This window comes from Sphingobium vermicomposti, from assembly GCF_011762025.1.
GTDB lineage: Bacteria > Pseudomonadota > Alphaproteobacteria > Sphingomonadales > Sphingomonadaceae > Sphingobium > Sphingobium vermicomposti.
The window spans coordinates 853,794-879,364 of record NZ_JAASQR010000002.1 but is presented as its reverse complement, the minus strand read 5'-3'; the positions used below and the strand labels follow the sequence as shown (position 1 = coordinate 879,364).

Here is a 25,571-nt window from a genome sequence, read left to right as displayed (position 1 = left end):
TCATGGCGCGCTATTTCATCGACAGGCCCATCTTTGCATGGGTTCTGGCCGTCGTCCTCATGCTCGCCGGGCTTCTGGCGATCCGGCAGCTTCCGGTCGCGCAATTCCCTGAAATCGCGCCGCCTACGGTTACGATCAGCACGGCCTATCCCGGTGCGAATGCGCGAACGCTGGAAAGCACGACGACCCAGATCATTGAGCAGCAGCTCAAGGGCATCGACAATCTTCGCTATTTTTCGTCGAGCAGCGATTCAGCGGGCGTTCTGACCATCACCCTGACATTCGAACAGGGAACGGACGCCGACATCGCCCAGGTGCAGGTGCAGAACAAGCTGGCGCAGGCGACGCCGTTGCTGCCTCAGGAAGTGCAGCAGCAGGGGCTGCGGGTCACGAAATCGACATCGGCCTTCCTGATGGTCATGGCGGTCTACGCCGATGATGGCATCCATGATCAATATGACGCGGGTGACTTTGTCGCTTCCACGCTGCAGGACCCGATCAGTCGGTTGAACGGCGTTGGCGATACCCAGCTGCTGGGCGCGTCCTACGCGATGCGCATCTGGCTCGACCCCTATAAGATGGCGAACCTGCAGGTCACGACCGGCGACGTAAAGGCGGCAATCCGCGCGCAGAATGCCCAGGTTTCGGCCGGACAGATCGGCGGCACGCCGTCACCCGAAGGGCAGGCGCTCAACGCCACCGTCACGGCGCAGTCCCGCCTCAGCACCCCGGAACAGTTCCGCAAGATCATCCTGCGCAGCAATCAGGATGGCTCGACCGTGATGCTGGAAGATGTCGCCCGCGTCGAACTGGGCGCTGACAGCTACGGTTTCCGCGCGCGTTTCAACGGCCATCCTGCCGCCGGTTTCGGCATAAAGCTGGCACCGGGAGCCAACGCGCTCGACACCGTCGAAGGCGTGAAGAAGCGGGTCGATGAACTGTCCGGCAGCTTCCCGTCCTGGGTGAAATATGACTTTCCCGTCGATAATTCGACCTATGTCAAATTGTCGGTCGAACAGGTTTTTCACACCCTGATCGAAGCGGTGCTGCTGGTCTTCGTCGTGATGTTCCTGTTCCTCCAGAACTGGCGCGCCACCCTTATCCCCACAATCGCGGTTCCCGTCGTCCTGCTAGGGTCGCTGGCGATCCTGCATGCTGCGGGATTTACCATCAACACATTGACGCTGTTCGGCATGGTGCTGGCCATCGGGCTGCTGGTCGATGACGCGATCGTCGTCGTGGAAAATGTCGAACGCATCATTCAGGAGGAAGGACTGTCGCCCAAGGAAGCGGCCAAGAAATCGATGGATGAAATCAGCGGTGCGCTGATCGGCATCGGCCTTGTCCTGTCGGCGGTGTTCCTGCCCATGGCTTTCTTCGGCGGGTCAACGGGCGTCATCTTCCGCCAATTTTCCATCACCATCGTGTCCGCGATGATCCTGTCGGTGCTGGTGGCGTTGATCCTGACCCCGGCGCTGTGCGCAACCATCCTGAAACCGCAACGCGACGGTCATGGCCATCAAAAAGGCTTTTTCGGCTGGTTCAACCGCACGTTCGACCGAAATGTGGTGCGCTATGGCGTCGCCGTTAAAAAGCTGGAGAAAAGCCGGACCCGGACCATGCTGGTCTATGGGCTGATCGCGATCGGCATGGCGGTCATCTTCATGCGGCTGCCGGGCGGATTCCTGCCCAATGAGGATCAGGGCCGCTTGATCAACCAGGTGGCGCTGCCTTCTGGATCGGGCATCGATGAAACCGAACGGACGCTCGACCGGGTGCGTGACCATTATCTGAAGGATGAAAAGAAAAACGCCGCAGCCGTCTTCACCATCGCGGGCTTCGGTCTGGTGGGGCAGGGGCAGAATGTCGGCCTCGCTTTCGTCCGCATGAAGGATTGGGAAGAACGCAAGGGTGCGGACAACGGTGTGCAAGCCATTGCCCAGCGCGCCAATGCGGCCTTCAGCAAATTCCCCATGGGGCAGGCTATCGCCATCGTTCCGCCCGCAGTCTCTGAACTCGGCAATGCGTCCGGTTTCGACTTCCAGCTCGTCGACCGCGCCAATCTGGGCCATGATCAATTGCTGGCCGCGCGCAACCAGTTGCTGGGGATGGCGGGCGCGGATCAGCGGCTGGCGCAGGTGCGTCCCAATGGCCTGGAAGATACCGCCCAGCTGAAACTGAATGTGGATCATGCCGCGGCCGGCGCGTTCGGCGTGGCGCAGGCCGACGTCAACGATACGATCGCGACGGCCATGGGCGGCGCTTACGTCAACGACTTTATCGACCGTGACCGGGTGAAGCGGGTCTATGTTCAGGCGGACGCGCCGTTCCGGTCGACGCCTGACTCCATTGGTGCGCTGCATGTGCGTGGCGCGACCGGGGTCATGACGCCAATATCCTCCTTCGCCGGGACGGAATGGATAAAGGGCCCGGCCAAGTTGGAACGGTTCAATGGCGTCCCGTCCATGCAGATCATGGGTGCCCCCGCGCCCGGCGTGAGCACGGGCGAAGCGATGAAGGCGATGGAGGAGCATGCCGCAAAGCTGCCGCCGGGCCTTGGCTATGAATGGAACGGCATTTCCTATGAGGAAAGGACCTCAGGCGGTCAGGCACCTGCGCTTTACGCGCTGTCGATGCTGATCGTGTTCCTCTGCCTTGCCGCGCTCTACGAAAGCTGGTCGGTCCCTATCGCGGTGATGCTGGTGGTGCCATTGGGCGTGCTGGGCGCGGTTATCGCCGCTGCGCTGGTGGGCCTTAACAACGACATCTACCTCCAGGTCGGCCTGATCACGACAATCGGCGTGTCGGCCAAGAATGCGATCCTGATCGTCGAGTTCGCGGAAGAAAAAATGCGCGAAGGATTATCGCCAGCGCGCGCCGCTCTGGAAGCGGGCAAGCTGCGCCTGCGGCCCATCCTGATGACCAGCTTTGCCTTCATCTTCGGCGTTCTGCCGCTCGCGCTCGCCAAGGGCGCAGGGGCGGGGGGACAGCGCGCCATCGGCTCTGCGGTGGTGGGCGGCATGCTGTCGGCGACCGTGCTCGCCATCTTCTTCGTCCCGATATTCTTCACCGTCGTCAAACGTCTGTTCCGCCAGCATCATGGCGAAGAGCAGGCGTCCGACCGGCGCGCCCCTGCCGCCGCATTGCAGGAGGCATGAGGCAGATGCACAGGATCAGGATCTTCTCGGCAACCGCGCTGGCCCTCGCTCTGGGCGCTTGCGACATGGCACCCAAATATGTGCGGCCCGCGCTGCCCGTGCCGGTCGAAAGCCCGTCGGGGCCAGCCTACCCTGCCGGTGCGACCGGGCAGGCCGCCATTCAGCCAGCCGACACGGGCTGGAGAGACTTTTTCACCGACCAGCGGCTGGTGCGCGTGATTGAAAAGGCGCTCGTCCATAACCGGGACCTGCGCATCGCCGTCGCCAATGTGGAACAGGCGCGGGCGCAATATCGCGTTCAGCGATCCGATCTGTTTCCGACAATCGCGGCCAATGGCAGCGCGACCTATCAGGATTTCCCCTTCGCTCAGCAGGGTGCGGGCGGGGCAGCTGGTGCTGGCGCGGGCGCGACGGGCCGCACCGACATCTATTCCGCCTCGGTCGGCATTTCCGCGTGGGAGATCGACCTGTTCGGCCGCGTCCGCAACCTGAGCAAGGCAGCGCAGGAGCAATATTTCGCGCGCGTCGAAAGCCGCAACGCCGCGCAGGCCGCCTTGATCGCGGAAACGGCATCCGCATGGCTTTCCATGGCCGCGAACCAGGAACGGCTGCGCATCGCCCGCGATCTGGAGGCCGCGTTCGGCAAGACGCTGGAATTGACCCGCGCCCGCTTTGCCAAGGGGATCGCGTCGGAACTGGAGGTGCGGCAGGCACAGACCAGCTATGATCAGGCGCGCGCCGACATTGCGGAGGCGACAACGCTGGTCGCGCAGGACCAGAATGCCCTCAACCTGCTCGCGGGATCGACCGTGGCACCGGGCGATCTCCCGTCCGCCATGCCGCAGGAAGACGTCACGCTGGCAAACCTTCCCACGGACCTGCCCTCATCCATCCTGCTGCAACGGCCAGACATTTTGGCGGCGGAACATCAATTGCGCGCGGCCAATGCCGACATCGGCGCGGCCAGGGCGGCCTTCTTCCCCAATATCTCCCTGACTGCGGCCCTTGGGACCTTGAGCGCCGGGCTGTCCAACCTGTTCGCGTCCGGCAGCGACTATTGGTCGGCGGCACCTTCTGTCAGGCTGCCAATCTTCGACTTTGGCAAAAATCAGGGCAATTTGCGTTACAGCCGGGCGACCTATGACGCCATGCTCGCCACTTATGAAAAGAGCGTCCAGACAGGCTTCCGCGAAGTCGCCGACGCTCTTGCCCGTCGCGGCACGATGACCGCGCAACTCGAAGCGCAAAGCTCGCTAAGAGACGCCGCGCGCGTCGGCTATCGCCTGTCGGAAGCCCGCTTCCGCGCTGGCGTTGATCCGTTCCTGACAACGCTGGATGCCCAGCGCACCTTGTATAGTGCCGAACGGAGCATGCTCGCCACCCGGTTGGCCCGTGCCGCCAACATGATCGAACTCTATCGCGCGATGGGCGGCGGCCTGAAATAGCGTCCCGGCGTCAATGAACCGGGCAGCGACGGTAGGGCCGACCGTCGCATCCGGTGCAGGGCGGCGGGACTTCGCCTTAGCCACGCTTTGGCTTCACTCTTCAAATTCGGATATGCGGCAGACCCTCGAAATAGTGTCGGTTTAGCCGACATGGCACTGACCGCTCAAACCCGATCACGCGTATTTCTATCTCCCCCAATATCAGGCGGGAGGGGCTTTCGGTGGGAAACCTTGTCAGGCGCATGGTTGCGAGGTGGGATTTTCCGCGCGAAATCGGGGAAGCGGTAGCCATCATCTGGCACGCGCTCGGCACAAAGCTCGCGCTAGCCATTTTCTTGGCCGACCTGTTTTTCATTCTGCTGCATGTCGCGGCAGTAAATGGCGTAATCGGTGGAAATGAGCGTCTGTTTCGGGTCGATAAGGACAGGAGCCTGTCCGAATGGTTCGAATATGCGAAGCTGTTCGTATCATTTCTTCTGATATTCTATCTGTCGGTAAGTCGAAAATTCTACCAGATCATGCCCATGGCTCTGGTAATATTTTATCTATGCCTGGATGATTCCCTGCGTTTGCACGAATATATGGGCGATGTCCTTGTGCCTGCTCACGACAATGTCGGGCAGGCCCTGTTCACGATGATGGTCGGGGCGGCCACCGTGGTCATGGCTGCCATAGGATGCATGCTGTCCCAACGCCCAGGGCGAATTCAGATCATTTCCGTGCTGCTGCCCATCCTGCTGCTGGGAGGGTTTGGCAGCATCGTAGATGCATTTCACGAGGTCATGATGAGGTTCGTGCCAAGGGCGGATAATCTCATCGGGTTTATTGAAGATGGTGGAGAGCTGGTCAGCATGTCGGTCCTGCTGCTGACATGCGTTCGCCTGGCTGATCTGGGTGTGGGTCATAAGTCCGAACACCCGACTATCACGCGGGGTATCTTCAGTTCGCCCGCCATGCGGAAATGGCGCGCCTGAAAGGAAGCGAATTCGAACCCGACGGCGGTTCGCAAGGCCTAAAGTGGCCGCCCAAGCTGATACGAAGAACGCCAATATGACGGATGTCGCCGCCCGGTGCGTGAGGGCAAGCAAAAAATGGTGCACCCAAGTGGATTCGAACCACTGGCCTTTGCCTTCGGAGGGCAACGCTCTATCCAGCTGAGCTATGGGTGCATGTCGCTGGTGCGAAGCGCCGCTTAGCAAAGCATATCCTTTGGCGCCAGCACCAAATCGCGACACGCATCTTCTATTTCGGGGCCTTCACCATCGGCTGGAACATGCCCAGGCCGCAACTGGCACCGGGGCTCAGATTGGGCGCGTTGTATAGCACCGTGATGATGTCCACCGAACATAGCTGCGACAGGCTGGTCTTGTACAGGAATCGCCGTTCCGAACCCAGGCCGGGGCAGCTATGCTCCATCCTGTTCCGATAGACCTTGTTGCCGTTCATGATGAAATCGATGGTCCGGTCGTCGCGAACCTCCGTACTGCGGATGGACTGCAAACTCACGCAGCTTACGGCTTTGCCGGACGGGATGAGATTGTCGGCCCTGGGTTTGGCTGCGGCGGGCGCGGCGGCGCAGGCGATAGCCAAGGCGAGCGCAATGCCTGCAATGGGCGCGGAGACGGGGGCGGTCATGCGTATCTCTCCTCACATTTTCCAAGGCGCGACGTCAGTCAACGCCGTCACGACATCAGCGGTTTAGCATAGCCTGGCTGAACCGCACGATAATGGGAAAGCCTTCACCCGGCGGAAGCAGCCGCCGTGGCGCTGGCTTTTTGGGCAGGAGCAGGCGTCTTGGGCTTGTAGCGGCAAAGGTCCGCCACGACGCAGCGCCAGCATTCGGGGCGGCGCGCCTTGCAGACATAGCGGCCATGCAGGATCAGCCAGTGATGCGCGTCACGCCGGAACGGCCCCGGCACGCGCTTTTCCAGCTTCTGTTCGACGGCGAGCGGCGTTTTCCCCGGTGCCAGGCCGGTACGGTTGCCGATGCGAAAGATATGCGTATCGACCGCAAAGGTTTCATGCCCGAACGCGGTGTTCATCACGACATTGGCCGTCTTGCGCCCGACGCCGGGCAGGGTGGTCAGCAGATCGCGGTCCTCCGGCACTTGCCCGTCGAAATCGCTCACCAATATTTCCGACAAAGCGATCACATTTTTCGCCTTGGCGTTGAACAGGCCGATCGTCTTGATATGCGCCTTCAGCCCGTCTTCGCCCAGCGCAACCATCTGGGCCGGGGTTTCCACCTCACGAAACAGCGCGCGGGTGGCCTTGTTGACGCCGATGTCGGTCGACTGGGCGGACAGCACGACCGCCACCAGCAACTGATAGTCGTTGCCATATTCCAACTCCGTCCGGGGAGCTGGATTGGCTTCGGCCAGGCGGCTGAAAAAATCGAAGATATGGTCCCGGTTCATCTGACGGCTTAAAGGCCCAGCACGCCCTTCATGTCGTAACGCCCCGCCGGCTGGCCCAACAGCCAGCTCGCTCCCCTGACAGCGCCGCGCGCAAAGATGACCCGGCTTTCGGCCCGGTGGCCCAGTTCGATCCGCTCGCCTTCGCTGGCCAGGATCACCTGATGATCGCCCGCCACCGATCCCCCGCGCAGCGCCGCGAAACCTATGCTTCCCTGGACACGCGCGCCGGTGATGCCGTCGCGACCGCGATCACTATGGTCGGCAAGGGAAATCTGACGCCCGCGCGCCGCCGCCTCGCCCAACAGCAGCGCCGTGCCGGAAGGGGCATCCACCTTGTGCCGATGATGCATCTCGACAATTTCTATGTCCCAATCGTCGCCCAGGCGGGCCGCCGCCTGTTCCACCAGAGCGGCCAGAATATTGACGCCCAACGAAGTATTCCCCGTCTGCAAAACGGCGATCGATCCTGCTGCCGTGTCGATCAGGCTATGATGGTCAGCTTCCAGCCCGGTGGTGCCGACCAGCACCGGCTTGCCAGCCGCGACGCAGGCGTCCAGATGCCGGGACAGCGCGGCAGGCACGGAAAAGTCGATCAGCACGTCACTGCGCTTTGCCAGCTCCAGCGGATCGGACGTGATGGCGATGCCCGGCAACAGATCGCCGCTGTCGGGACGGTCCGTCCCGCCGCTAATCTCCAGCCCGGCTTCCAACGCCACCTGCGCGATCGCCCGGCCCATGCGGCCCGCCGCACCGAAAATGCCAATCTTCGTCATATATTCGTCGCCGCCCGTGATTATCGTGACTGCCCGATGCCAGAGCGGCCCTGCTTTGTCATCTGCAAGCTGCATCGGGCTGGCCAGGATTTGCCAGCACCTTGTGGAATGGCTTGGCAGTCGCCATCAGGGCCATGGAACTGCCCCGTCCACCGGTCGTTCGATCATCATGACTCCGCAACAAAGGATAATGTGATGATTCGCCTGGCCATTATTTCGCTCGTGATAGCCGCCGTTCTCGCCATTCTGGGATTTGGCGGCGCAGCGGGCACGTTTGTCGGGATCGCAAAGATCCTGTTCTTCATCGCCATCGCGCTCTTCGCTCTCTTCCTGGTGCTCGGCCTGCTGGCTGGCAAGGGGATCAAGAACGCGATAGACTAAGGACCATATGACACAGATTGGCGCTGGAGTAGATGAAACGGGCAGGTTGATCCGCGATGGATCGGGCTTCCTGCTCCAGCGCGATCTGGGCGGCACGTTCCGCTTGGTGCTGCTGCGCGTGCCCGTAGATCATGTCGAAAAACGGGTGCGCGTGCAGGGCTATTATGCCGGCGACGACATTGTCGAAGTGGAAGGCGTAGCCGCCGCCTGATCTCTCCGGGCGGCAGCTGAGCCGTTCAGGCAGTGATAGGCCGCATCTGATCTATCAACGGAACCGATGTATGGCTCCGAACGACGCGCGCGCATGCGCCCACGCCTCGGTTGTTCTCCAGGGGCAGGGCGGTGGCGCAATAGGCGCATTCAGCCATCAACCGACCGACCATCCACTGGCTCCGCCCGCAACTGGGGCAATGGTTGGCTTCTCCGGGATGATAATGAATAATATAACCTCTGGAGGCCGGGTCGAATGACTTTCCGGCGGCGAAGGTTGATACTGGGCGCATCGTCTTCCTCCTCAGACATTTATTTTCGGCACCATTTTGACGAGGATATTCACGTCAGCATTGATGCAACGACAAAAGCCAGAGCGTGCGACCATTTGTTTTCACTCAGCGGCTCCATGAAACAGAACGCGGCCAACTGCCAATGTATCCCCTGTGCAATTGGCGCGTCCACAGGAAAGATTCGCCATCCGTACCATTTCGCGCCTCTGCATTGACTTGCCGACGACAGGCGCTATGGCGACGCCCATCAAGGGACATACCCGCTTCGGCCATCGGTTGGGGCGCATCCCGCCATCTTCCCGGCCGTCTTTGACACGCGGGGCAAGCTTTTGGCGGAATGTCGTTATCCTCCTAGCCCCTTGGCCGGGCACTGCGAGGAGACGCACGACTCATGACCGCCATCGGACAGGACACACTCGGCACGCGCGACACATTGAAGGTCGGCGGCAAGGACATTGCCTATTATTCGCTGAAAAAGGCCGCCGCGAAGCTTGGCGACGTCAGCCGTCTGCCCTTCTCGATGAAGGTGCTGCTGGAAAACCTGCTCCGTTTCGAAGACGGCGTGACCGTCACGACCGAAGACGTAAAGGCGATTGTCGATTGGCAGAATGACCGGGGCAAGGCCGAGCGGGAAATCCAGTATCGCCCCGCGCGCGTGCTGCTTCAGGACTTCACCGGCGTTCCCTGCGTGGTCGACCTCGCCGCGATGCGCGACGCGATGAACGCGCTGGGTGCCGACGCTGCGAAGATCAATCCGCAGGTTCCCGTTCACCTCGTCATCGACCATTCGGTCATGGTTGACGAATTCGGCACGCCCAAGGCGTTCGAACAGAATGTGGAAATCGAATATCAGCGTAACATGGAACGCTACGACTTCCTGAAATGGGGCAGCAAGTCGCTGGCCAACTTCTACGCCGTGCCCCCCGGCACCGGCATCTGCCATCAGGTGAACCTGGAGAACATCGCGCAGGCGGTCTGGTCCAGCGAAGGCCCTGACGGCGTCACCGTCGCCTATCCCGACACCTGCGTTGGCACCGACAGCCACACCACGATGATCAACGGCCTGGGCGTGCTCGGCTGGGGCGTCGGCGGTATCGAGGCGGAAGCCGCGATGCTGGGTCAGCCCGTTTCCATGCTCATCCCCGAAGTCGTCGGTTTCAAGCTGATCGGCACGATGAAGGAAGGCGTCACCGCCACCGATCTGGTGCTCACCTGCACCCAGATGCTGCGCGCCAAGGGCGTGGTGGGCCGCTTCGTCGAATATTTCGGCCCCGGCCTCGCTTCGCTGAGCCTCGCCGACCGTGCGACGCTCGCCAACATGGCGCCGGAATATGGCGCTACCTGCGGCTTCTTCGGCATCGACGACAAGACGCTGGACTATATGCGCCTGACCGGCCGTACCGAAGACAATATCGCGTTGGTCGAAGCCTATGCCAAGGAACAGGGCTTCTGGATCGACCCCGCGCTCGACCCGGTCTTCACCGACACGCTGGAACTGGACCTCGCCACCGTCGTCCCCAGCCTTGCAGGACCCAAGCGCCCGCAGGACCGCGTCTCGCTGCCCGAAGTCGATGACGTGTTCAACACCGACCTGGCGAACGTCTACAAGAAGGCGCAGCAGCGCGTTCCTGTCGAGGGCAAGGATTTCGACATTGGCGACGGCGACGTCACCATCGCCGCGATCACCAGCTGCACTAACACGTCGAACCCCGGCGTCATGGTCGCCGCTGGCCTGGTGGCGAAGAAGGCGAACGAACTGGGCCTCAAGCCCAAGCCTTGGGTCAAGACATCGCTTGCACCCGGTAGCCAGGTGGTGACCGATTATTTCGCCAAGGCTGGCCTTCAGGAGCATCTGGATGCGGTCGGCTTCAACCTGGTCGGCTATGGCTGCACCACCTGCATCGGCAACTCCGGCCCGCTGGCCGAACCGATCAGCAAGGCGATCAACGAAAACGGCCTCGTCGCCGCCGCCGTGATCTCCGGCAACCGCAACTTCGAAGGCCGCGTGTCGCCCGACGTGCGCGCCAACTTCCTTGCCTCGCCGCCGCTGGTCGTCGCCTATGCGCTCAAGGGCACGGTGATTGAGGACTTCATCACCACCCCGATCGGCGTCAGCACGGCGGGTAACGATGTGTATCTCAAGGACATCTGGCCGACCAATGACGAAGTCGCCACCACCATGGCCGGCTGCATGGACCGCGCGATGTTCCAGGCACGCTACGCCAATGTCTACAAGGGCGACGCCCACTGGCAGGCGATCGACGTCACCGGTTCGGACACCTACAGCTGGCGCGCCGGTTCGACCTATGTCGCCAACCCGCCCTATTTCGAAGGGCTGAGCATGACCCCGGCACCGGTCCACGACATTGTCGAGGCCAAGCCGCTGGCGATCTTTGGCGATTCGATCACCACCGACCACATCTCGCCCGCCGGTTCGATCAAGGCCAGCAGCCCCGCAGGCAAGTGGCTGAGCGATCATCAGGTCGCCCAGGCCGACTTCAACAGCTATGGCGCGCGCCGTGGCCATCATGAAGTCATGATGCGCGGCACCTTCGCCAACATCCGCATCAAGAACCTGATGCTGGACGGCGTCGAAGGCGGCATGACCCGCTATGAAGGCGAAGTCATGCCGATCTATGATGCGGCGATGAAGCACAAGGCGGACGGCACCTTGCTGGTCGTCATCGGCGGCAAGGAATATGGCACCGGATCGTCGCGCGACTGGGCGGCGAAGGGCACCAACCTGCTGGGCGTCCGCTCGGTCATCGTCGAAAGCTTCGAACGTATTCACCGTTCGAACCTGGTCGGCATGGGCGTGCTGCCGCTGCAGTTCAAAAATGGCGAGAGCAAGGACACGCACGGCTTCACGGGCGATGAAACCTTCACCATCCAGAATGTTGCGGGCCTCAAGCCCCGTCAGGACGTCGACGTGATCGTGAAGCGGGCCGATGGTTCGACCTTCACCTTCACCGCGCTCTGCCGGATCGACACGATCAACGAGCTCGAATATTTCATGAACGGTGGCATTCTTCAGTACGTCCTGCGCAAGCTGGCCGCCTGATCGCCTGCCTCACCGGCTGAATTAAAAGGAGGGCTTCCCCGGTGGGGAGGCCCTCTTTTCTTTTATGCAGCGATCGGGCCGATCTTGTTTCAGCCCCGATCCTGCCTCACAATATCCTGAACCAAAGTTCGGGACGACGAAGCGGGGCAGGGGCAATTTGACAGTCACACTCTTTGTCGAAATCGTCGGCTGGCTCGGCGCTTCGCTGGTGCTGGGCGCGTATCTCCTCGTCACGACTGGTCGGCTGTCGGGCGGTTCGGCGCTGTTCCAGTGGATGAACGCCCTGGGTGCGACCTTTTTCGTGCTGAACACCTGGTGGCATGGGGCAATCCCATCGATGGTGCTGAACATCGTCTGGGGCGCGATCGGCTTTACGGCGCTGTGGCGCATATGGCGGCGCAGGACGGTAAAAGGTTGATAGGAGGAGTATCGTTGGCCCAAGAAAGGCACCTCTGGCGGCAGGACCGTCCCCTGGCTACCCAGGCCCCGCAATGAAAAAAGCACTCATCGTCCGTCACGTACCGCGAGAAGGAGCGGCAGGCTATCTCCAGCCGATCGAGGCCGCCGGCTATGAGATTGAGCGGGTTGACGTCGCCAGCCCCGATTTTGCCCATGTCGATCTTTGCACCCCCGACCTGTTGATCATGATGGGCGGCCCGATGGGCGTTTACGAACATGACATCCATCCCTGGATCCCGGTGCAGATCGACAAGCTCGCTGCCCGGCTCGATCAGGATCTGCCAACCCTGGGCGTGTGCCTGGGCAGCCAGATGATCGCAGCGGCGCTCGGTGGGCGTGTCTATCCGGGGCCAAGCATGGAGCTGGGCTTTGCGCCCATCACGCTGAACGGCGCAGCTGCCGATTCGCCTTTGCGACATCTAAAGGATGTGCCGGTCCTGCATTGGCATAGCGATACGTTCGATCTGCCGGGCGGTGTCGAATTGCTCGCATCGACGGATGCTTATGCCCATCAGGCCTTCCGCCGGGGCCACAACCTGCTGGCGCTGCAATTTCACGCCGAAATGGGTGATGACCCGCGCTTTGAGGACTGGCTGACCCATTTCTGGGCCGATCTCGACATCGCCAGGCAATGCGGCGTAGCGCTGCGGCGTGACCATGACGAACATGGGCCGGGCGCAGTCGCTGCGGGCCGTGCGATGATCGGCGACTGGCTGGCGCAACTGCGCGACTGACACCCTCCCAAGGCTTCAAAATTCCCCAGGCCTTAGAACTCGACGTCCAGCTCCTCCATTTCATCCGCTTCCCGGCGCGCGTCTTCGATCCATTCGCGCATCAGGCCCCAGCTATTGATCGTGTCGCAATAGGCGGCCGATTTTGCGGACAGAGGCACCGCATAGGTCAGGAAACGCTGGGCCACGGGCGCGAACATGGCATCGGCCACATTCGGCTTTTCCCCGAACAGCCAGGGGCCATCATAAGCATCCAGGCATTCGTTCCAGATCGTGTCCACCCGCTCGATATCGGGTTTCGCCCCGGAAAAGATCGGGAACCTGTCATGCCGCACCTTCAGGTTCATGGGCAGCGCCGACCGCAGATTCGCGAATCCCGAATGGATTTCCCCCGACACCGACCGGCAATGCGCCCGCGCGATTCGGTTTTTGGGATACATGCCCGCATCAGGATAAAGCTCATGCAGATATTCCGCGATCGCCAGAGTGTCCCACACACTCGCCCCTTCATGGGTCAGGCGCGGCACCAGGACGGACGGCGTCAGCAACAGCAGCTCTGCCCGTGCCTCCAAATTTTCCAGCGCCACCATCTTTTCCGCTACGTCAAGCCCGGCAAGGCGGCACAACAGCCAGCCGCGCAGCGACCATGATGAGTAGGTCTTGCTGGAAATAGTCAGTTCAGCAACCGGCATGGCGATCTTCCCCTTTGCAATTTCCTTGCATGATGATGCACTGCAATGTGGAAAAATAACATAAGCTTTGTACAAGAACTATCTGTCGGGAACATTGCGGGGCGTAATCGTTATTATGGTGATGTTATATAGCGGCTACCAAGCGCTGGAAGATATGCTCGCACCCGCTCGGCTGGGTGCCCGACTTGCCCTTTCCATGCGCGACAGCATGGGCCCGGTGGGGGAATGGCCGCTGCAGCGCCGCATGTTCGCCCTGATGGATATATTTCAGGGCGCGCGGTTGACCCACAAGCGACCCGCCTACGGCATTGATCAGGTGCGCACCGGCAATGCGGTTGTTTCCGTCCGTGAAGAGGTGCTGCTGGACCTGCCCTTCGGCAATTTGCTGCATTTCGCCAAGGATGATGTCGATACTGCGCAGCCCAGGGTTCTGCTGGTCGCCCCCATGTCGGGGCATTTTTCCACCCTGCTGCGCGCGACCGTCAGGACGCTGCTGTCCGACCATGACGTCTATATCACCGACTGGAAAAATGCGCGGGATGTGCCGCTGTCGGCGGGGCCATTCGGCTTCGACGATTACATCGATTATGTGATCACCTTCTTGCAGGAAATGGGGCCGGGCGCGCATCTCTTCTCCGTGTGCCAGCCCTGCGTCCCCGCCTTTGCCGCCGTCGCGCTGATGGCCGAAGATGGCGACGCCGCCACGCCGCGCTCCATGACGTTGATGGGCGGTCCCATCGATCCGCGCGCTGCACCGACGGCGGTCAACGACCTTTCCAATGAAAAGCCGATCGAATGGTTTGAAAAAAACCTCATCACCACCGTGCCCATGCGCTACGCTGGCGGCGGGCGACGGGTCTATCCCGGCTTTCTCCAGCTTTCCGCCTTCATGTCGATGAACCTGGAACGCCACGGCGCGCAGCATCGTGAACTTTACCAGCTTCTGGCCGACGGAAAGGATGTGGAGGCTGACAAGATCAAAAGCTTCTACCAGGAATATTTCGCGGTCCTCGACATGACGTCGGAATTTTACCTGGAAACCGTGGACCGGGTGTTTCAGCGCACTTTGCTGGCAAAGGGCGAACTCACGCATCGCGGTCGTCCGGTCAATCCCGGCGCGATCCGTTCAACCGCGCTGCTGACGGTGGAAGGTGAAAAGGACGATGTCTGCGCCGTGGGCCAGACCGCCGCTGCGCACGCGCTCTGCACCGGGCTGCGCCCTCATCTCAAACGGCACCATCTTCAGATCGGCGCAGGCCATTATGGTGTGTTTTCGGGTCGCAAGTGGGAAAAGGAAGTATTCCCCCAGGTGCGCAACATGATCCTGGCGATGAACTGACGTCGGAGAGCCGTTCGCTTCAACGGTTGGCCTACGCCTCCGGTCGGGTCCAAATCCAGCTTCCCCCGATCAGCGCGACGGCCATCGGGATCAGCGACCAGGGCAGGGGAGCCAGGATCAGGCCGATTGCCGCACTTGCGGCAAAGGCGACCAGCGCCGCCTGCTTCCCCCGCCGACTGATCGCCCCGCGTTCGCGCCACCGGCGAATATGCACCCCGAAATGCCGATGCTCTAACAGCCGCGCCTCCAGGGCCGGGCTGGACCGCGCAAAGCAGAAGGCGGCCAGGATCACAAACGGTACGGTCGGCAACAGCGGTAGGAGAACGCCGACCGCGCCCAAACCAAGCGCCAGGAATCCGCAGGCGAGATAAAGCGTCCGACGCATCAGGCTGCGGGCAGCCGCAGCCGCACGAGCAGCCCGCCCAGATCCTCGCTTTCCTCCATCGTCACCGATCCGCCATAGATTTCCGCGACGTCACGCACGATGGCCAGGCCCAGTCCCGTGCCGGGCTTACCCGAATCCAGCCGCACGCCTCGGTCGAAAATGCGCGTCCGCTCCGCTTCGGGAATGCCCGCGCCATCATCCTCGACCAATATCTCGACCATCGGGCCATTGCGCGACACGGTGGCGAACACGCTGCCGCCGCCATATTTGGCCGCGTTTTCCACCAGATTGCCCAGCATTTCGTCCAGGTCCTGCCGTTCGGCCCGCGCCTCGACTGTCTTGTCGCCATCCATGTCGATGCGGGCGTCGGGATAGAGCCGCCGAACCGCTCGCTCCACCGCCTGCAGGCTGGACCACACTTCCGCCCGGCTTTGCGCCGCGCCGCGCCTGCCAACTGCGCGGGCGCGGGCAAGGTGATGGTCCACCTGGCGCCGCATCGTCGTCGCTTCCCTAATGACTGTGTCGCCCAGGTCCGGGGCCTGCGCCGTGGCCGCATTCATGATGACCGTCAGCGGCGTTTTCAGCGCATGGGCCAGATTGCCGGCATGGGTGCGCGCTTCTTCGGCCTGGGTCTCATTATGGGCAAGCAGGGCGTTCAGCTCCTCGACCATGGGCAGCACTTCACTGGGCATCGGCTCGGTGACGCGGCTCTTCTCTCCCGCGCGCATCCGCACGATCTCCTTGCGCACCCGGCGCAGGGGACGCAGCCCGTAAAGCGTCTGCAGCGTCGTAAGGGCGATCAGCCCCAGCGCCAGCAGCGCAAAGCTCTGGAACAGGGTGGACCGCAATGTCTTGATCTGGTCGTCCAATCCCGCGCGGGCGGCGGCGACCATGAACATCCAGCGGGTGTTGGACCCCGGCAGGATGATGGTCCGTTCCATGACGCGCAGATCCTCGCCCGGAAACTGTTTGCTGTCATAGACGTGGAAATTGCGGTCCTGATGGTCGGCGGGGGATTTCAGCGCACGGTCCCACAATGACCGCGACCGCCAATCCTTATGGCCCTTGGCGCTGATCTGATAATAAAGGCCGCTATTGGGTTCCAGGAACCGCTGGTCGGCGAGCGGGCGGTTGAACAGAACTTCGCCGTCCGGCCCGATTTCCGCCGATGCGATCATCGCCGTCAGCACATAGTTCAGGCCATCGTCGAAATTGCGCGTCACCGCATCCGACAGCACCCGGTCGAGCGCCAGCCCGCCGCCCAGCAGCAGCAGGCTGATCCACAGCGCCGCGATGCCGATCATGCGGCGGCTGAGCGATCCGGTCGAAAGGACGGGGGGCTGATCAGTCAACTTGAATAGCCCCGGCGACTTTTCGGGCTGAGCGAATCGAAGGTTCGACGCGCCTCGCTTCGTTCGCTGAACCCTTCGACAAGCGCAGGGCGAACGGCGTCACCCCGATCAGCGCCCCGGCTCGTCCAGGCTGTAGCCAAGCCCCCGGATGGTCGTGATGACATCCGCGCCCAGCTTCTTGCGGATGCGCGTCACGAACACTTCGATCGTGTTGGAATCACGGTCGAAATCCTGATCGTAAATATGTTCGATCAACTCCGTGCGGCTCACCACCTTGCCTTTGTGATGCAACAGGTAGGACAATAGCTTATATTCCTGCGCCGTCAGCTTCACTGGCTCACCGTTCAACGTCACCCTGCCGCTGCGCGTGTCCAACCGGACATCGCCGGCGGTCAGTTCGCTCGACGCATTGCCCGAAGCGCGGCGGATCAGCGCGCGCAGGCGGGCGATCAGTTCCTCGCTCTGGAACGGCTTGGCCAGATAATCGTCCGCGCCCGCGTCCAGGCCCGCCACCTTGTCGGACCAGCTGTCGCGCGCGGTCAGCACCAGCACCGGAAAGCCGCGGCCTTCCTTGCGCCATCGGTCCAGCACCGTCAGCCCGTCGATCGTGGGCAGACCCAGGTCCAGCACCACCGCATCATAGCTTTCGGTCGTGCCAAGGAAATGGCCGTCCTCGCCATCGGTCGCCAGGTCGACGGCATAGCCGGCACCTTCCAGCGTGTTGCGAAGCTGTTGTCCCAGGCTGGGTTCATCTTCGACGATCAGCAGACGCATATGGCCCCGTTTCTTTCTGTTCTTGCCTGTGGCGCTTTATCGCGCCCAGCCGGTTATATCGCCTGTGCGCCCGTCCGCATCAACCCATACCACCTTGCCGTCCTTCACATATTTCAGGCGGTAATGGTTGGACGATGGATTGAACTCAGCGCCCAGATAGGTGGCGCCACCCATGGCGGCGTCCACGCGGCGTTTGATGAGGGAAAAGGGCATGGTGTGCCCGTCCAGCATCGCCCGCCGCGCGGCGTCCTGTTCCCCACGCTGACCGGCATGGGCAACCGGGGTCACCACCAGCATCGCGGCAATGGCCCCCAGGCCCGCAATCAGGCTGCTACGCGTCATCTTCATGAGGCATGCCATAGCGCAAGACCATTGAACAGGTGGTGAATAGTGCGGTCAGCGCCGCTTCAGCCGCCTTTTACCGTTCCAGCGCATATTGCACGGTCAGCGTCACTGACGATCCCACCTGGCCCGGCTCCACCGGAGTCGCGGCGGCGGCATCCTCCTTGAAGCTCCTTACCATCATCGGCATCGGCGGCTGGCCACCGCTGTTGCTCTCCGCCAGCGTGATCAGCCGGGCGGACCGATAGCCCGCCGCCTGCGCATAATAATCCGCCTGCATCTTCGCGGTCTTCAACGCCGCGCCACGCGCCTGCGTCAGCATCGGCGTGGGATCGCTGATGGAAAAGGTCGGGCCGCTCACATTGGTCGCCCCGGCTGCCACCATGGCGTCGAGCAGCGTGCCGACCTTCTTCACATCCTGCAATTTGACGCTCAGCTGGTTGGACGCCTCATATCCGATGAAGCGGGGCGGGGTCGGCTGCCCACCTCTGTCGCTATAATCATATTGCGCGCTCAGGTTGATGCCGCTGGTCTGGATGTCCTTCTTGGGAATGCCCGCCTTCGCCAGCGCCGCGATCAGCTTTTCCATCTTCGCCGCATTTTCGCGCATGGCCTCCACGGCGGTGGGGGCGCGAGTCTGCACCCCGGTGCCGACGGTCGCGCGGTCGGGTGCGGCCTCAACCGTTTCGGTGACGTTCAACGTCACGATCGGCGCCTTTTCCGCGACGGTGACACTCGTCTGCGCAATCGCTGCGGGGGCAATCGACGACGCGGCGATGGTCATCAGGGCAAATGCGGATTTCATGGGGTTATCTCCTTGGAAAGGCGTTGCGACTCTATTGTAACGGGTGCGATGAATGGATGCTGACATGCGCTGAAAGCCGTCAGTCAGCTTCCGGTTCCCTGGCGGCTCTTGCCCCGACGCCCGCAAGGCCCTAGCTGCACCGGCATGGCGGCTCCCATATTATCTTTCGAAGACCTTGGCCTCAGCCAGGGCACGCACTGGCTTTTCCGGCACCTCGACATATTTGTGGGGGATCGCGACCGGCTGGCGCTGATCGGCCGCAACGGCGCGGGCAAGACGACGCTGCTCAAACTGATCGCCGCCAGCGTCGAAGCGGATGAAGGCACGCGGTCGGTCCGTCCGGGCGCGCGCGTCATCATGCTGGAACAGGACCCGGACGTCAGCAGCTTTGCCACCTTGCGCGATTTCGCGCTGGCGGGCGACTATGCCCCGCCCGCGCATGAGGTAGAGGCGATTGCCAGCCAGCTAGGCACCGACCTTGATCGCGAAGCCGCCACGGCATCGGGGGGCGAACGCCGCCGCGCCGCCATCGCCCGCGCCTTGGCCAGCCAACCTGACCTGCTGCTGCTGGACGAACCGACCAACCATCTGGACATTGACGCGATCGACTGGCTGGAAGGCTGGCTGGCGCGCTATAACGGCGCGTTCATCGTCATCAGCCACGACCGCGCCTTCCTCACCCGCCTCACGCGCCAGACATTGTGGCTCGACCGTGGATCGATTCGCCGCAACGAAATCGGCTTCGGCGGCTTTGAAGAGTGGATGGAAGCCATCTATGCCGAAGAAGCCCGCGCCGCCGAAAAGCTCGACGCAAAACTGAAGCTTGAGGCGCACTGGCTCCAGCGCGGCGTTACCGCCCGGCGCAAGCGTAACCAGGGACGGCTGGCAAAGCTCTACGACATGCGCGCCCAGCGCGCCGCCATGGTCGGACCGCAGGGCGTCGCCCGGATTGCTGTGACCGCCGACGACAGCAAGACCAAGAGCGTCATTTCCGCCGAACATGTCACTAAACAGTTCGGCGACCGCACCGTCATCAACGACTTCACCCTTCGCATCCAGCGGGGCGACCGCATCGGCATCGTCGGTGGCAATGGCGCTGGCAAGACGACGCTGCTCAAGCTGCTGACCGGCCAGATGCAGCCGGACAGCGGCACGATCCGCCAGGCCAAGTCCCTGGACATGATCTTCATCGACCAGCAGCGCAGCCTGATGCAGCCCGAAAAGCGCGTCCGCGACGTGCTGGCGGAAGGCGGCGACTGGATCGACGTGCGCGGGGTGCGCAAGCATGTCCACGGCTATCTGAAGGAGTTTCTGTTCGACCCCTCGCTTGCCGAGGCAAAGGTCGGGACCCTTTCGGGCGGTGAACGCTCGCGCCTGTTGTTCGCGCGGGAATTTGCGCGCGAATCCAACCTGCTTGTCCTGGACGAGCCGACCAACGACCTCGACCTTGAAACGCTCGACCTGCTTCAGGAAGTTATCGCCGACTATGACGGCACCGTCCTGATCGTCAGCCACGACCGCGATTTTCTGGACCGCACCGTCACCGTCACCCTGGGGCTGGACGGGTCCGGCCATGTCGACGTGATCGTGGGCGGCTATGCCGACTGGGTCGCCAAGCGCCAGCCGCGATCCGCCCCCAAGGCTGAGAAAAAGGCCGCCGCCCCGCCGCCGCCCAAGCCAGCCTCCTCCAAACTGACCTACAAGGACCAGCGCGATCTGGACCTTCTGCCCCGCAGGATCGAGGAACTGGAAGCCGCAATCGCCCGCGACGAAGCAGCATTGGCCGACCCCAATCTCTACGTCCGCGATCCCAGCCGCTTCGCCGCCCTGACCCAGGCGATCGAACAGGCGCGGGCGGACAAGGACAGTGCGGAAGAACGCTGGCTGGAACTGGCCGAAAAGGCCGAGGGTATGAATAGCTGACGAAAGGTGGCGCATATGGCCGGGATCAATGCAGAAACAGCCGCGCATGCGCCGCCCCGGCCGCACCACGCCGTTCATTATGTCAATCGCGTCGGCTGGCTGCGCGCGGCGATATTGGGCGCGAATGACGGCATTGTATCGACCGCCAGCCTGCTGACCGGCGTCGCGGCGTCTGGGGCGTCGCGGGAAACCATCCTGCTGACAGGCATCGCCGCCCTGCTGGCGGGCGCTATGTCCATGGCCGCTGGTGAATATGTGTCGGTCAGCGCGCAATCGGATACCGAACGGGCCGATCTGGCCAAGGAAAAGGCGGCTTTGATCCATCAGCCGGACGAGGAATGGCGCGAACTGCGCGACATCTATGTCGAACGCGGCCTGTCGTCGGATCTGGCGGGCCAGGTGGCGCGGGAACTGATGAATGCCGATGCGCTGGGCGCCCATGCGCGGGATGAACTGGGCATTTCGGACATCAGCACCGCGCGTCCGGTGCAGGCGGCGCTGACGTCCGCCGCAACCTTTGCAGCGGGTGCGATCACCCCCGTCATCGGCACCGCGCTCAGCCCGCAACCTCTCGCTCCTGCCATCGTTGTCCTGACGTCGTTGCTGTGCCTTGCTCTGCTGGGCTATATCGGCGCGCGGCTGGGCGGCGGGCGGCAGCTGCGTTCGGTCATGCGCGTCCTGTTCTGGGGCGCGCTGGCGATGGGCGTGACGGCGGCGGCAGGCAGGCTTTTCGGCGCGGCGATATAATGGCAAGGTCCGCGCCAGACAGATTCCCCCTAAGGAGACGATCATGACCGCAATTCAGCAAATTCCCCTGAAAACCATCAAGGGCGCTGACGCCAGCCTCAGCGACTATGCCGGGAAAGTCGTGCTGGCCGTCAATGTCGCATCGAAATGCGGCCTCACCCCGCAATATGAGGGGCTGGAAAAGCTGTATAGCAGCTACAAGGACAAGGGGCTGGTGGTCGCTGGCTTCCCCGCCAACGACTTCGGGGCGCAGGAACCGGGCAGCAATGACGAAATCCAGACCTTCTGCACCACCAATTTCGGCGTCGATTTCCCGATGTTCGAAAAGATCGCGGTGACCGGCCCGGACAAGCATCCGCTCTATGCCGCGCTCACCAGCGAACAGCCCAAGGCGCAGGGCGATGGCGACACTTTCCGCGAAAAGCTCAAAGGCTATGGCATGACCCCGACGCAAGAGCCTGAAGTGTTGTGGAACTTCGAAAAATTCCTGATCGCCAAGGACGGCACCGTCGCCGCACGCTTCGCCCCGGCGACCACGCCCGACGACCCGGCGCTGGTGTCGGCGATCGAGGCTGAACTGGCCAAGTAATAGACCAAGCACCGCCCGCGCCGTCGGACATGATGCCGCCCCAGATCGGACCCGTGCTCGAAGCACTGGGTATCCTGGGCATCTTCGTGTTCGCGGCGTCGGGCGCGCTGGCCGCCGCCCGCCTGCGCGCGACGATGGTCACCTTCGCCTTCTTCGCGCTGGTGACTGGGGTAGGGGGCGGCACCGTGCGCGACCTGCTGATCGGCGCGCCGGTATTCTGGGTGCATGACGCGCTGCCAGCCGCCACCTGCATGATTGCCGCGCTGCTGGTCTGGTTCACGCCCCGCAGGCTATGGAGCGACCATGCGCTCGACTGGCTGGACGCGGTCGGCCTGGTCGCCTTTGCCGTGTTCGGCGCGGCCAAGGCGCTGGACTATGGCATTCCGCCCTTCGTGGCCGGCATGATGGGCGTGGTGACTGGCTGCGTCGGCGGCATCATGCGCGACCTGCTGGCGAATGAACCATCCATCCTGCTGCGGCCCGAACTTTATGTAACCGCCGCTGCGGTCGCGTCCGGCCTGTTCGTGCTGCTGCGCTGGTGGGGCCTGGACGTCCCCGTCGCCGGACTGATCGCCGCGCTGCTCGGCTTCCTGCTACGCGCCATAGCCATCCGTCGCGGCCTCGGCCTGCCGGGCTACAAGGATTAGGGCGCGGCGTTTTCGCTTCGTCCGCCGTCCTCCAAGGAACCACCCTAATCCGTTCGGGCTGAGCTTGTCGAAGCCCTTTCCTTACGCCGTTCGGCCCGAAAGGAGAGGGTGAGGCTCCCTAAAACTCACCCCCGCCACAACGCCGCCAGTAACCCCATCAACCCCCGCTCATCCGCCGCCGTCACCGGGCGCGGCGCGCCATAGCTGCGGCACTCCAGGCAGTCCGCCCGCACACCCGCGCCGCCGATCATCGCGCGCACATCGGCAATCGCCTGCATTGCCCATTGGCGCTGGACCATGGCCTGCCGACTCAGCATGTCGCGCGGCGCGTCGGCATCCTCATCCTCACGCTCGGTCATGGATTGCAGGAACTCGATGAACTTGTCCGGTTCCTTCTCAATCCGATAGGCGCGCGCCGTCTTCGGGTCGATCTTTGCCAGCTTCGCCGCTTCGGCAACCGCCTCGTCCAGCCCGCCAAAACGGTCGATCAGCCCGATCTGGCGCGCCGTCCCGCCGTCCCAAACCCGGCCCTGCGCAATGGCGTCAATCTGTTGCGGCGACTTGCCCCGCGCCTTTGCGACCAGCCCGACGAAGCGGCTATAAATATCCTCGACCCCCATCTGCATGATCCGGTCGAACTCTGGCGTCGTTCCGCCCGCCAGGTCGGGCTGGCCGGACAGCGGCGTCGTGCGCACCCCGTCGGTCGTGATCCCCATCTTGGCCAGCGTGCCTTCAAAACTTGGCAATATGCCGAACACGCCGATGGACCCCGTGATCGTGTCAGGCTCGGCAAAGATCACATTGGCGGGCGTCGATACCCAATATCCGCCGCTGGCCGCCACATTGCCCATCGAAACGACGACGGGCAGGCCCTTCGCCTTGGCCTGCAGAATCGCGGTGCGGATCTTTTCCGACGCCATCACCGACCCGCCGGGCGAATCGACGCGCACCACCAGCGCTTTCAGCTCTTTTTCGGCCAGCGCCTTGTAGAGCAGGTCGGAAATCGTGTCGCCCGCCGCGCTCCCTGGGCCGGCTTCGCCATCGACGATGCTGCCCGCGACGGTCAGGATGCCGATCTGGCCCTCATTGGGTGGCCGGTGCGCCTTGATATAGCTTTGCAGGTCGATGGTAGCGAAATCGCCTGTCCGCTCGTCGGAAGGCTCACCGGCGATCTTCGCCACCCGTTCGCCAAACGCCGCTTCGTCGCCCAGCTTGTCGACCAGCCCGGCGGTCAGCGCCGCCTTGGCCAGATTGCCGCCCGCCGCCGTGGCCGCCTCCACCGGATTGCGGGCATAGGCGGCCAGCTTGGCGCTTGGCCGCGCCTTCATGACGTCATCCTGCCATTGCTGCCACAGCGCGTCGGCCAGCGCCTGGTTGGCCTGCCGCGCTTCGGGCGACTGTTCCGAACGGGTGAACGGCTCGACAAAGCTCTTATAGGTGCCGACGCGATAGACATGGGTGTTGATGCCCAACTTGTCGATCAACCCCTTATAGTACAGGCCCGATCCGCCGCGTCCCATGATGGCGACGCCGCCCAGTGGATCGACCCAGCTTTCACTGGCATGCGCCGCCAGCTGATAACCCTCGTCACTGTAGAGCGTGGCGTAGGCGAACACCGGCTTCTTCGCGGCCTTCACCGCATCCAGCGCCTCGCCCACCCGGCTTAGCGCAACCTGGCCGCCACCCATGAAGCCGTCCAGGTTCAGCACCACCGCCTTGACCTTCGCATCATCCTTCGCCGCATCCAGCGCGGCGACGATGTCGGACAAGCGATATTCGCGCATCTGCGGTCCTGAACCCGACAGCAGCGCAAAGGGGTCAACCTCGGCAGGCTGCTCGACGATCGTGCCCTCCAGCTTCAACAGCAATGCGCCGCTGCTGACGGCGCGCGCGGGCTTGGGCGACCAGGACAAGGCGGCATAGAGCAGGCCAAAGAACAGGAGCAGCAACAACAGGACCAGCCCGTCCTTCACCGCCACCAAAATGCGCCACGCGGCCTTCACAAATGCCAACTCGCCGTCTCCCTTGCCATCCAGCCGCCTGTCGGCACTCCGCGCTATCGTATCGGCGGGCCGACTGCAATGTGGGGGCAGGGCGCGCTCGCACAAGCTTGCGCCATCGATTTCACTCGCTATGGGAAGGGCCGAAATGTCCGCTCTTAGTGCAGGAGACGCGCCGCATGCCCACTCTCGTCCTCATCCGTCATGGCCAGTCGACCTGGAATCTGGAAAATCGCTTCACCGGTTGGTGGGACGTGGATGTCACTGAAAAGGGGGCGCAGGAAGCCCGCGCCGCCGGCCAACTGCTCGCGGATAAGGGGCTGGATTTCGACCAGTGCTTCACCTCGGTCCAGACCCGCGCGATCAAGACGCTGAACCTCGCGCTGGAGGAAATGGGCCGTCTGTGGCTGCCGGTTGAAAAGGACTGGCGGCTCAATGAACGTCATTATGGCGGGCTGACCGGCCTGAACAAGGCGGAAACGGCGGCCAAGCATGGCGACGCACAGGTCAAGATCTGGCGCCGCAGCTTCGACGTGCCGCCGCCGCCGCTGGACGCGGGCAGCGAATTCGACCTGTCGAAGGACCGCCGCTATGACGGCATCGCCATCCCCGACACGGAATCGCTGAAGGACACGATCGCGCGCGTCCTGCCCTATTGGGAAAGCCGCATCGCCCCCGATCTGAAGGCGGGCAAGCGCGTCCTCATCTCCGCCCACGGCAATTCGCTCCGCGCGTTGGTCAAGCATCTGTCCAACATCCCCGACGACGAAATTACCGAGCTGGAAATCCCGACCGGCCAGCCGATCGTCTACGAACTGGCCGACGACCTGACCGCCAAGGACCGCTATTATCTGTCGGAACGGTAAACCGTCTGGAAGAGGAGTCTCTCCTCCGTTCGCCCTGAGCTTGTCGAAGGGCTTTACTTCTCTTCAAGAAGTAGGCTTCGACAAGCTCAGCCCGAACGGATCCTAATTGACAGTTATCCCATTGCCCCCCGGCACCCACACCGCTAAGGGGCTTTGCTTTCCGCGCCATCAGGGGAAATAAG

The 25,571-nt window shown here is 62.8% G+C and carries 24 protein-coding genes and 1 tRNA gene; 14 read left to right on the top strand and 11 right to left on the bottom strand.

What is annotated here, in order from left to right; all coding sequences use genetic code 11:
- The first annotated feature begins 2 nt into the window (after nt 1–2).
- From FHS54_RS09130 to FHS54_RS09120, 3 genes are all read left to right on the top strand, one after another.
- Nucleotides 3–3,158: an efflux RND transporter permease subunit gene (locus FHS54_RS09130; RefSeq protein ID WP_167303461.1), complete on the top strand. Its 3,156-nt coding sequence runs from the start codon at nt 3–5 to the stop codon at nt 3,156–3,158.
- Between the two features lie 5 nt (nt 3,159–3,163).
- Entirely contained in the window at nt 3,164–4,603 is a 1,440-nt protein-coding gene (locus tag FHS54_RS09125) for an efflux transporter outer membrane subunit (RefSeq protein WP_167303460.1), read from the top strand.
- Nucleotides 4,604–4,845: 242 nt separating this feature from the next.
- Nucleotides 4,846–5,577, top strand: a complete 732-nt coding sequence (locus tag FHS54_RS09120; protein WP_167303459.1) for a hypothetical protein — start codon at nt 4,846–4,848, stop codon at nt 5,575–5,577.
- 118 nt (nt 5,578–5,695) lie between these two features.
- Here the strand turns inward: FHS54_RS09120 and FHS54_RS09115 are convergent.
- The 4 genes from FHS54_RS09115 to dapB form a co-directional block, all read right to left on the bottom strand.
- Nucleotides 5,696–5,772 (bottom strand) — tRNA-Arg (locus FHS54_RS09115).
- Nucleotides 5,773–5,845: 73 nt separating this feature from the next.
- Nucleotides 5,846–6,238: a hypothetical protein gene (locus tag FHS54_RS09110; RefSeq protein WP_167303458.1), complete on the bottom strand. Its 393-nt coding sequence runs from the start codon at nt 6,236–6,238 to the stop codon at nt 5,846–5,848.
- A gap of 104 nt (nt 6,239–6,342) precedes the next feature.
- Nucleotides 6,343–7,020 carry an endonuclease III gene (nth, locus tag FHS54_RS09105; protein ID WP_167303457.1) on the bottom strand — a complete coding sequence of 226 codons (678 nt, stop codon included), beginning with the start codon at nt 7,018–7,020 and terminating at the stop codon, nt 6,343–6,345.
- Nucleotides 7,021–7,028: 8 nt separating this feature from the next.
- Complete coding sequence (gene dapB / locus FHS54_RS09100; protein WP_167303456.1) at nt 7,029–7,793, bottom strand: 4-hydroxy-tetrahydrodipicolinate reductase; 765 nt, start codon at nt 7,791–7,793, stop codon at nt 7,029–7,031.
- Between the two features lie 195 nt (nt 7,794–7,988).
- Between dapB and FHS54_RS09095 the strand changes: the two genes are divergently transcribed.
- The 5 genes from FHS54_RS09095 (at nt 7,989) to FHS54_RS09070 (ending at nt 12,931) form a co-directional block, all read left to right on the top strand.
- Nucleotides 7,989–8,174, top strand: coding sequence for a DUF1328 domain-containing protein (locus FHS54_RS09095; protein WP_167303455.1), 186 nt, complete (start codon nt 7,989–7,991; stop codon nt 8,172–8,174).
- A gap of 7 nt (nt 8,175–8,181) precedes the next feature.
- Entirely contained in the window at nt 8,182–8,385 is a 204-nt protein-coding gene (locus tag FHS54_RS09090; RefSeq protein ID WP_167303454.1) for a DUF5818 domain-containing protein, read from the top strand.
- A 683-nt stretch (nt 8,386–9,068) separates the two neighbouring features.
- Nucleotides 9,069–11,738: an aconitate hydratase AcnA gene (acnA, locus tag FHS54_RS09080; RefSeq protein WP_167303452.1), complete on the top strand. Its 2,670-nt coding sequence runs from the start codon at nt 9,069–9,071 to the stop codon at nt 11,736–11,738.
- A gap of 157 nt (nt 11,739–11,895) precedes the next feature.
- On the top strand, nt 11,896–12,156 hold the full coding sequence (locus tag FHS54_RS09075) for a CBU_0592 family membrane protein (protein WP_167303451.1): 261 nt from the start codon (nt 11,896–11,898) through the stop codon (nt 12,154–12,156).
- 73 nt (nt 12,157–12,229) lie between these two features.
- A complete protein-coding gene (locus FHS54_RS09070) occupies nt 12,230–12,931 on the top strand; it encodes a glutamine amidotransferase (protein ID WP_167303450.1) in 702 nt (233 codons plus the stop codon).
- 32 nt (nt 12,932–12,963) lie between these two features.
- Here FHS54_RS09070 and FHS54_RS09065 read toward each other — a convergent pair whose 3' ends face one another.
- Complete coding sequence (locus FHS54_RS09065) at nt 12,964–13,620, bottom strand: glutathione S-transferase (protein WP_167303449.1); 657 nt, start codon at nt 13,618–13,620, stop codon at nt 12,964–12,966.
- Nucleotides 13,621–13,735: 115 nt separating this feature from the next.
- On the opposite strand from FHS54_RS09065, the gene FHS54_RS09060 reads away from it, so the two are divergent.
- On the top strand, nt 13,736–14,959 hold the full coding sequence (locus tag FHS54_RS09060; RefSeq protein WP_167303448.1) for a polyhydroxyalkanoate depolymerase: 1,224 nt from the start codon (nt 13,736–13,738) through the stop codon (nt 14,957–14,959).
- A 31-nt stretch (nt 14,960–14,990) separates the two neighbouring features.
- Here FHS54_RS09060 and FHS54_RS09055 read toward each other — a convergent pair whose 3' ends face one another.
- The 5 genes from FHS54_RS09055 to FHS54_RS09035 all read right to left on the bottom strand — a co-directional run bounded on the left by FHS54_RS09055 (nt 14,991) and on the right by FHS54_RS09035 (nt 18,617).
- Nucleotides 14,991–15,344 carry a YbaN family protein gene (locus FHS54_RS09055; protein ID WP_167303447.1) on the bottom strand — a complete coding sequence of 118 codons (354 nt, stop codon included), beginning with the start codon at nt 15,342–15,344 and terminating at the stop codon, nt 14,991–14,993.
- Nucleotides 15,344–16,648 carry a sensor histidine kinase gene (locus FHS54_RS09050; protein ID WP_167303625.1) on the bottom strand — a complete coding sequence of 435 codons (1,305 nt, stop codon included), beginning with the start codon at nt 16,646–16,648 and terminating at the stop codon, nt 15,344–15,346. Before FHS54_RS09050 ends, FHS54_RS09055 begins: the two co-directional genes overlap by 1 nt.
- A 156-nt stretch (nt 16,649–16,804) precedes the next feature.
- Nucleotides 16,805–17,470, bottom strand: coding sequence for a response regulator transcription factor (locus tag FHS54_RS09045; RefSeq protein ID WP_167303446.1), 666 nt, complete (start codon nt 17,468–17,470; stop codon nt 16,805–16,807).
- A gap of 36 nt (nt 17,471–17,506) precedes the next feature.
- Nucleotides 17,507–17,812 (bottom strand): hypothetical protein, encoded by a 306-nt coding sequence (locus tag FHS54_RS09040; protein WP_208404877.1) that lies wholly within the window; start codon nt 17,810–17,812, stop codon nt 17,507–17,509.
- Between the two features lie 76 nt (nt 17,813–17,888).
- Nucleotides 17,889–18,617 carry an SIMPL domain-containing protein gene (locus tag FHS54_RS09035; protein WP_167303444.1) on the bottom strand — a complete coding sequence of 243 codons (729 nt, stop codon included), beginning with the start codon at nt 18,615–18,617 and terminating at the stop codon, nt 17,889–17,891.
- Nucleotides 18,618–18,761: 144 nt separating this feature from the next.
- Here FHS54_RS09035 and FHS54_RS09030 point away from each other — a divergent pair, with 144 nt between their 5' ends.
- Genes FHS54_RS09030 through FHS54_RS09015 form a run of 4 tightly spaced genes read left to right on the top strand, consistent with a single transcriptional unit; the run spans nt 18,762 to nt 22,523 of the window.
- Nucleotides 18,762–20,540 (top strand): ABC-F family ATP-binding cassette domain-containing protein, encoded by a 1,779-nt coding sequence (locus tag FHS54_RS09030; protein WP_167303443.1) that lies wholly within the window; start codon nt 18,762–18,764, stop codon nt 20,538–20,540.
- A gap of 15 nt (nt 20,541–20,555) precedes the next feature.
- On the top strand, nt 20,556–21,287 hold the full coding sequence (locus FHS54_RS09025; protein WP_167303442.1) for a VIT1/CCC1 transporter family protein: 732 nt from the start codon (nt 20,556–20,558) through the stop codon (nt 21,285–21,287).
- Between the two features lie 43 nt (nt 21,288–21,330).
- Nucleotides 21,331–21,876, top strand: coding sequence for a glutathione peroxidase (locus FHS54_RS09020; protein WP_167303441.1), 546 nt, complete (start codon nt 21,331–21,333; stop codon nt 21,874–21,876).
- Nucleotides 21,877–21,905: 29 nt separating this feature from the next.
- A complete protein-coding gene (locus tag FHS54_RS09015; RefSeq protein WP_167303440.1) occupies nt 21,906–22,523 on the top strand; it encodes a trimeric intracellular cation channel family protein in 618 nt (205 codons plus the stop codon).
- A gap of 125 nt (nt 22,524–22,648) precedes the next feature.
- Here FHS54_RS09015 and sppA read toward each other — a convergent pair whose 3' ends face one another.
- Nucleotides 22,649–24,535, bottom strand: a complete 1,887-nt coding sequence (gene sppA / locus FHS54_RS09010; protein ID WP_167303439.1) for a signal peptide peptidase SppA — start codon at nt 24,533–24,535, stop codon at nt 22,649–22,651.
- A gap of 167 nt (nt 24,536–24,702) precedes the next feature.
- On the opposite strand from sppA, the gene gpmA reads away from it, so the two are divergent.
- Nucleotides 24,703–25,389, top strand: coding sequence for a 2,3-diphosphoglycerate-dependent phosphoglycerate mutase (gpmA, locus tag FHS54_RS09005; protein ID WP_167303438.1), 687 nt, complete (start codon nt 24,703–24,705; stop codon nt 25,387–25,389).
- Nucleotides 25,390–25,571: the final 182 nt, after the last annotated feature.

Coding starts and splice junctions, on each gene's coding strand:
- FHS54_RS09130 (WP_167303461.1), top strand. CDS start 3: ATGGCGCGCTATTTCATCGACAGGCCCATCTTTGCATGGGTTCTGGCC.
- FHS54_RS09125 (WP_167303460.1), top strand. CDS start 3,164: ATGCACAGGATCAGGATCTTCTCGGCAACCGCGCTGGCCCTCGCTCTG.
- FHS54_RS09120 (WP_167303459.1), top strand. CDS start 4,846: ATGGTTGCGAGGTGGGATTTTCCGCGCGAAATCGGGGAAGCGGTAGCC.
- FHS54_RS09110 (WP_167303458.1), bottom strand. CDS start 6,238: ATGACCGCCCCCGTCTCCGCGCCCATTGCAGGCATTGCGCTCGCCTTG.
- nth (WP_167303457.1), bottom strand. CDS start 7,020: ATGAACCGGGACCATATCTTCGATTTTTTCAGCCGCCTGGCCGAAGCC.
- dapB (WP_167303456.1), bottom strand. CDS start 7,793: ATGACGAAGATTGGCATTTTCGGTGCGGCGGGCCGCATGGGCCGGGCG.
- FHS54_RS09095 (WP_167303455.1), top strand. CDS start 7,989: ATGATTCGCCTGGCCATTATTTCGCTCGTGATAGCCGCCGTTCTCGCC.
- FHS54_RS09090 (WP_167303454.1), top strand. CDS start 8,182: ATGACACAGATTGGCGCTGGAGTAGATGAAACGGGCAGGTTGATCCGC.
- acnA (WP_167303452.1), top strand. CDS start 9,069: ATGACCGCCATCGGACAGGACACACTCGGCACGCGCGACACATTGAAG.
- FHS54_RS09070 (WP_167303450.1), top strand. CDS start 12,230: ATGAAAAAAGCACTCATCGTCCGTCACGTACCGCGAGAAGGAGCGGCA.
- FHS54_RS09065 (WP_167303449.1), bottom strand. CDS start 13,620: ATGCCGGTTGCTGAACTGACTATTTCCAGCAAGACCTACTCATCATGG.
- FHS54_RS09060 (WP_167303448.1), top strand. CDS start 13,736: ATGGTGATGTTATATAGCGGCTACCAAGCGCTGGAAGATATGCTCGCA.
- FHS54_RS09055 (WP_167303447.1), bottom strand. CDS start 15,344: ATGCGTCGGACGCTTTATCTCGCCTGCGGATTCCTGGCGCTTGGTTTG.
- FHS54_RS09050 (WP_167303625.1), bottom strand. CDS start 16,648: ATGATCGGCATCGCGGCGCTGTGGATCAGCCTGCTGCTGCTGGGCGGC.
- FHS54_RS09045 (WP_167303446.1), bottom strand. CDS start 17,470: ATGCGTCTGCTGATCGTCGAAGATGAACCCAGCCTGGGACAACAGCTT.
- FHS54_RS09040 (WP_208404877.1), bottom strand. CDS start 17,812: ATGACGCGTAGCAGCCTGATTGCGGGCCTGGGGGCCATTGCCGCGATG.
- FHS54_RS09035 (WP_167303444.1), bottom strand. CDS start 18,617: ATGAAATCCGCATTTGCCCTGATGACCATCGCCGCGTCGTCGATTGCC.
- FHS54_RS09030 (WP_167303443.1), top strand. CDS start 18,762: ATGGCGGCTCCCATATTATCTTTCGAAGACCTTGGCCTCAGCCAGGGC.
- FHS54_RS09025 (WP_167303442.1), top strand. CDS start 20,556: ATGGCCGGGATCAATGCAGAAACAGCCGCGCATGCGCCGCCCCGGCCG.
- FHS54_RS09020 (WP_167303441.1), top strand. CDS start 21,331: ATGACCGCAATTCAGCAAATTCCCCTGAAAACCATCAAGGGCGCTGAC.
- FHS54_RS09015 (WP_167303440.1), top strand. CDS start 21,906: ATGATGCCGCCCCAGATCGGACCCGTGCTCGAAGCACTGGGTATCCTG.
- gpmA (WP_167303438.1), top strand. CDS start 24,703: ATGCCCACTCTCGTCCTCATCCGTCATGGCCAGTCGACCTGGAATCTG.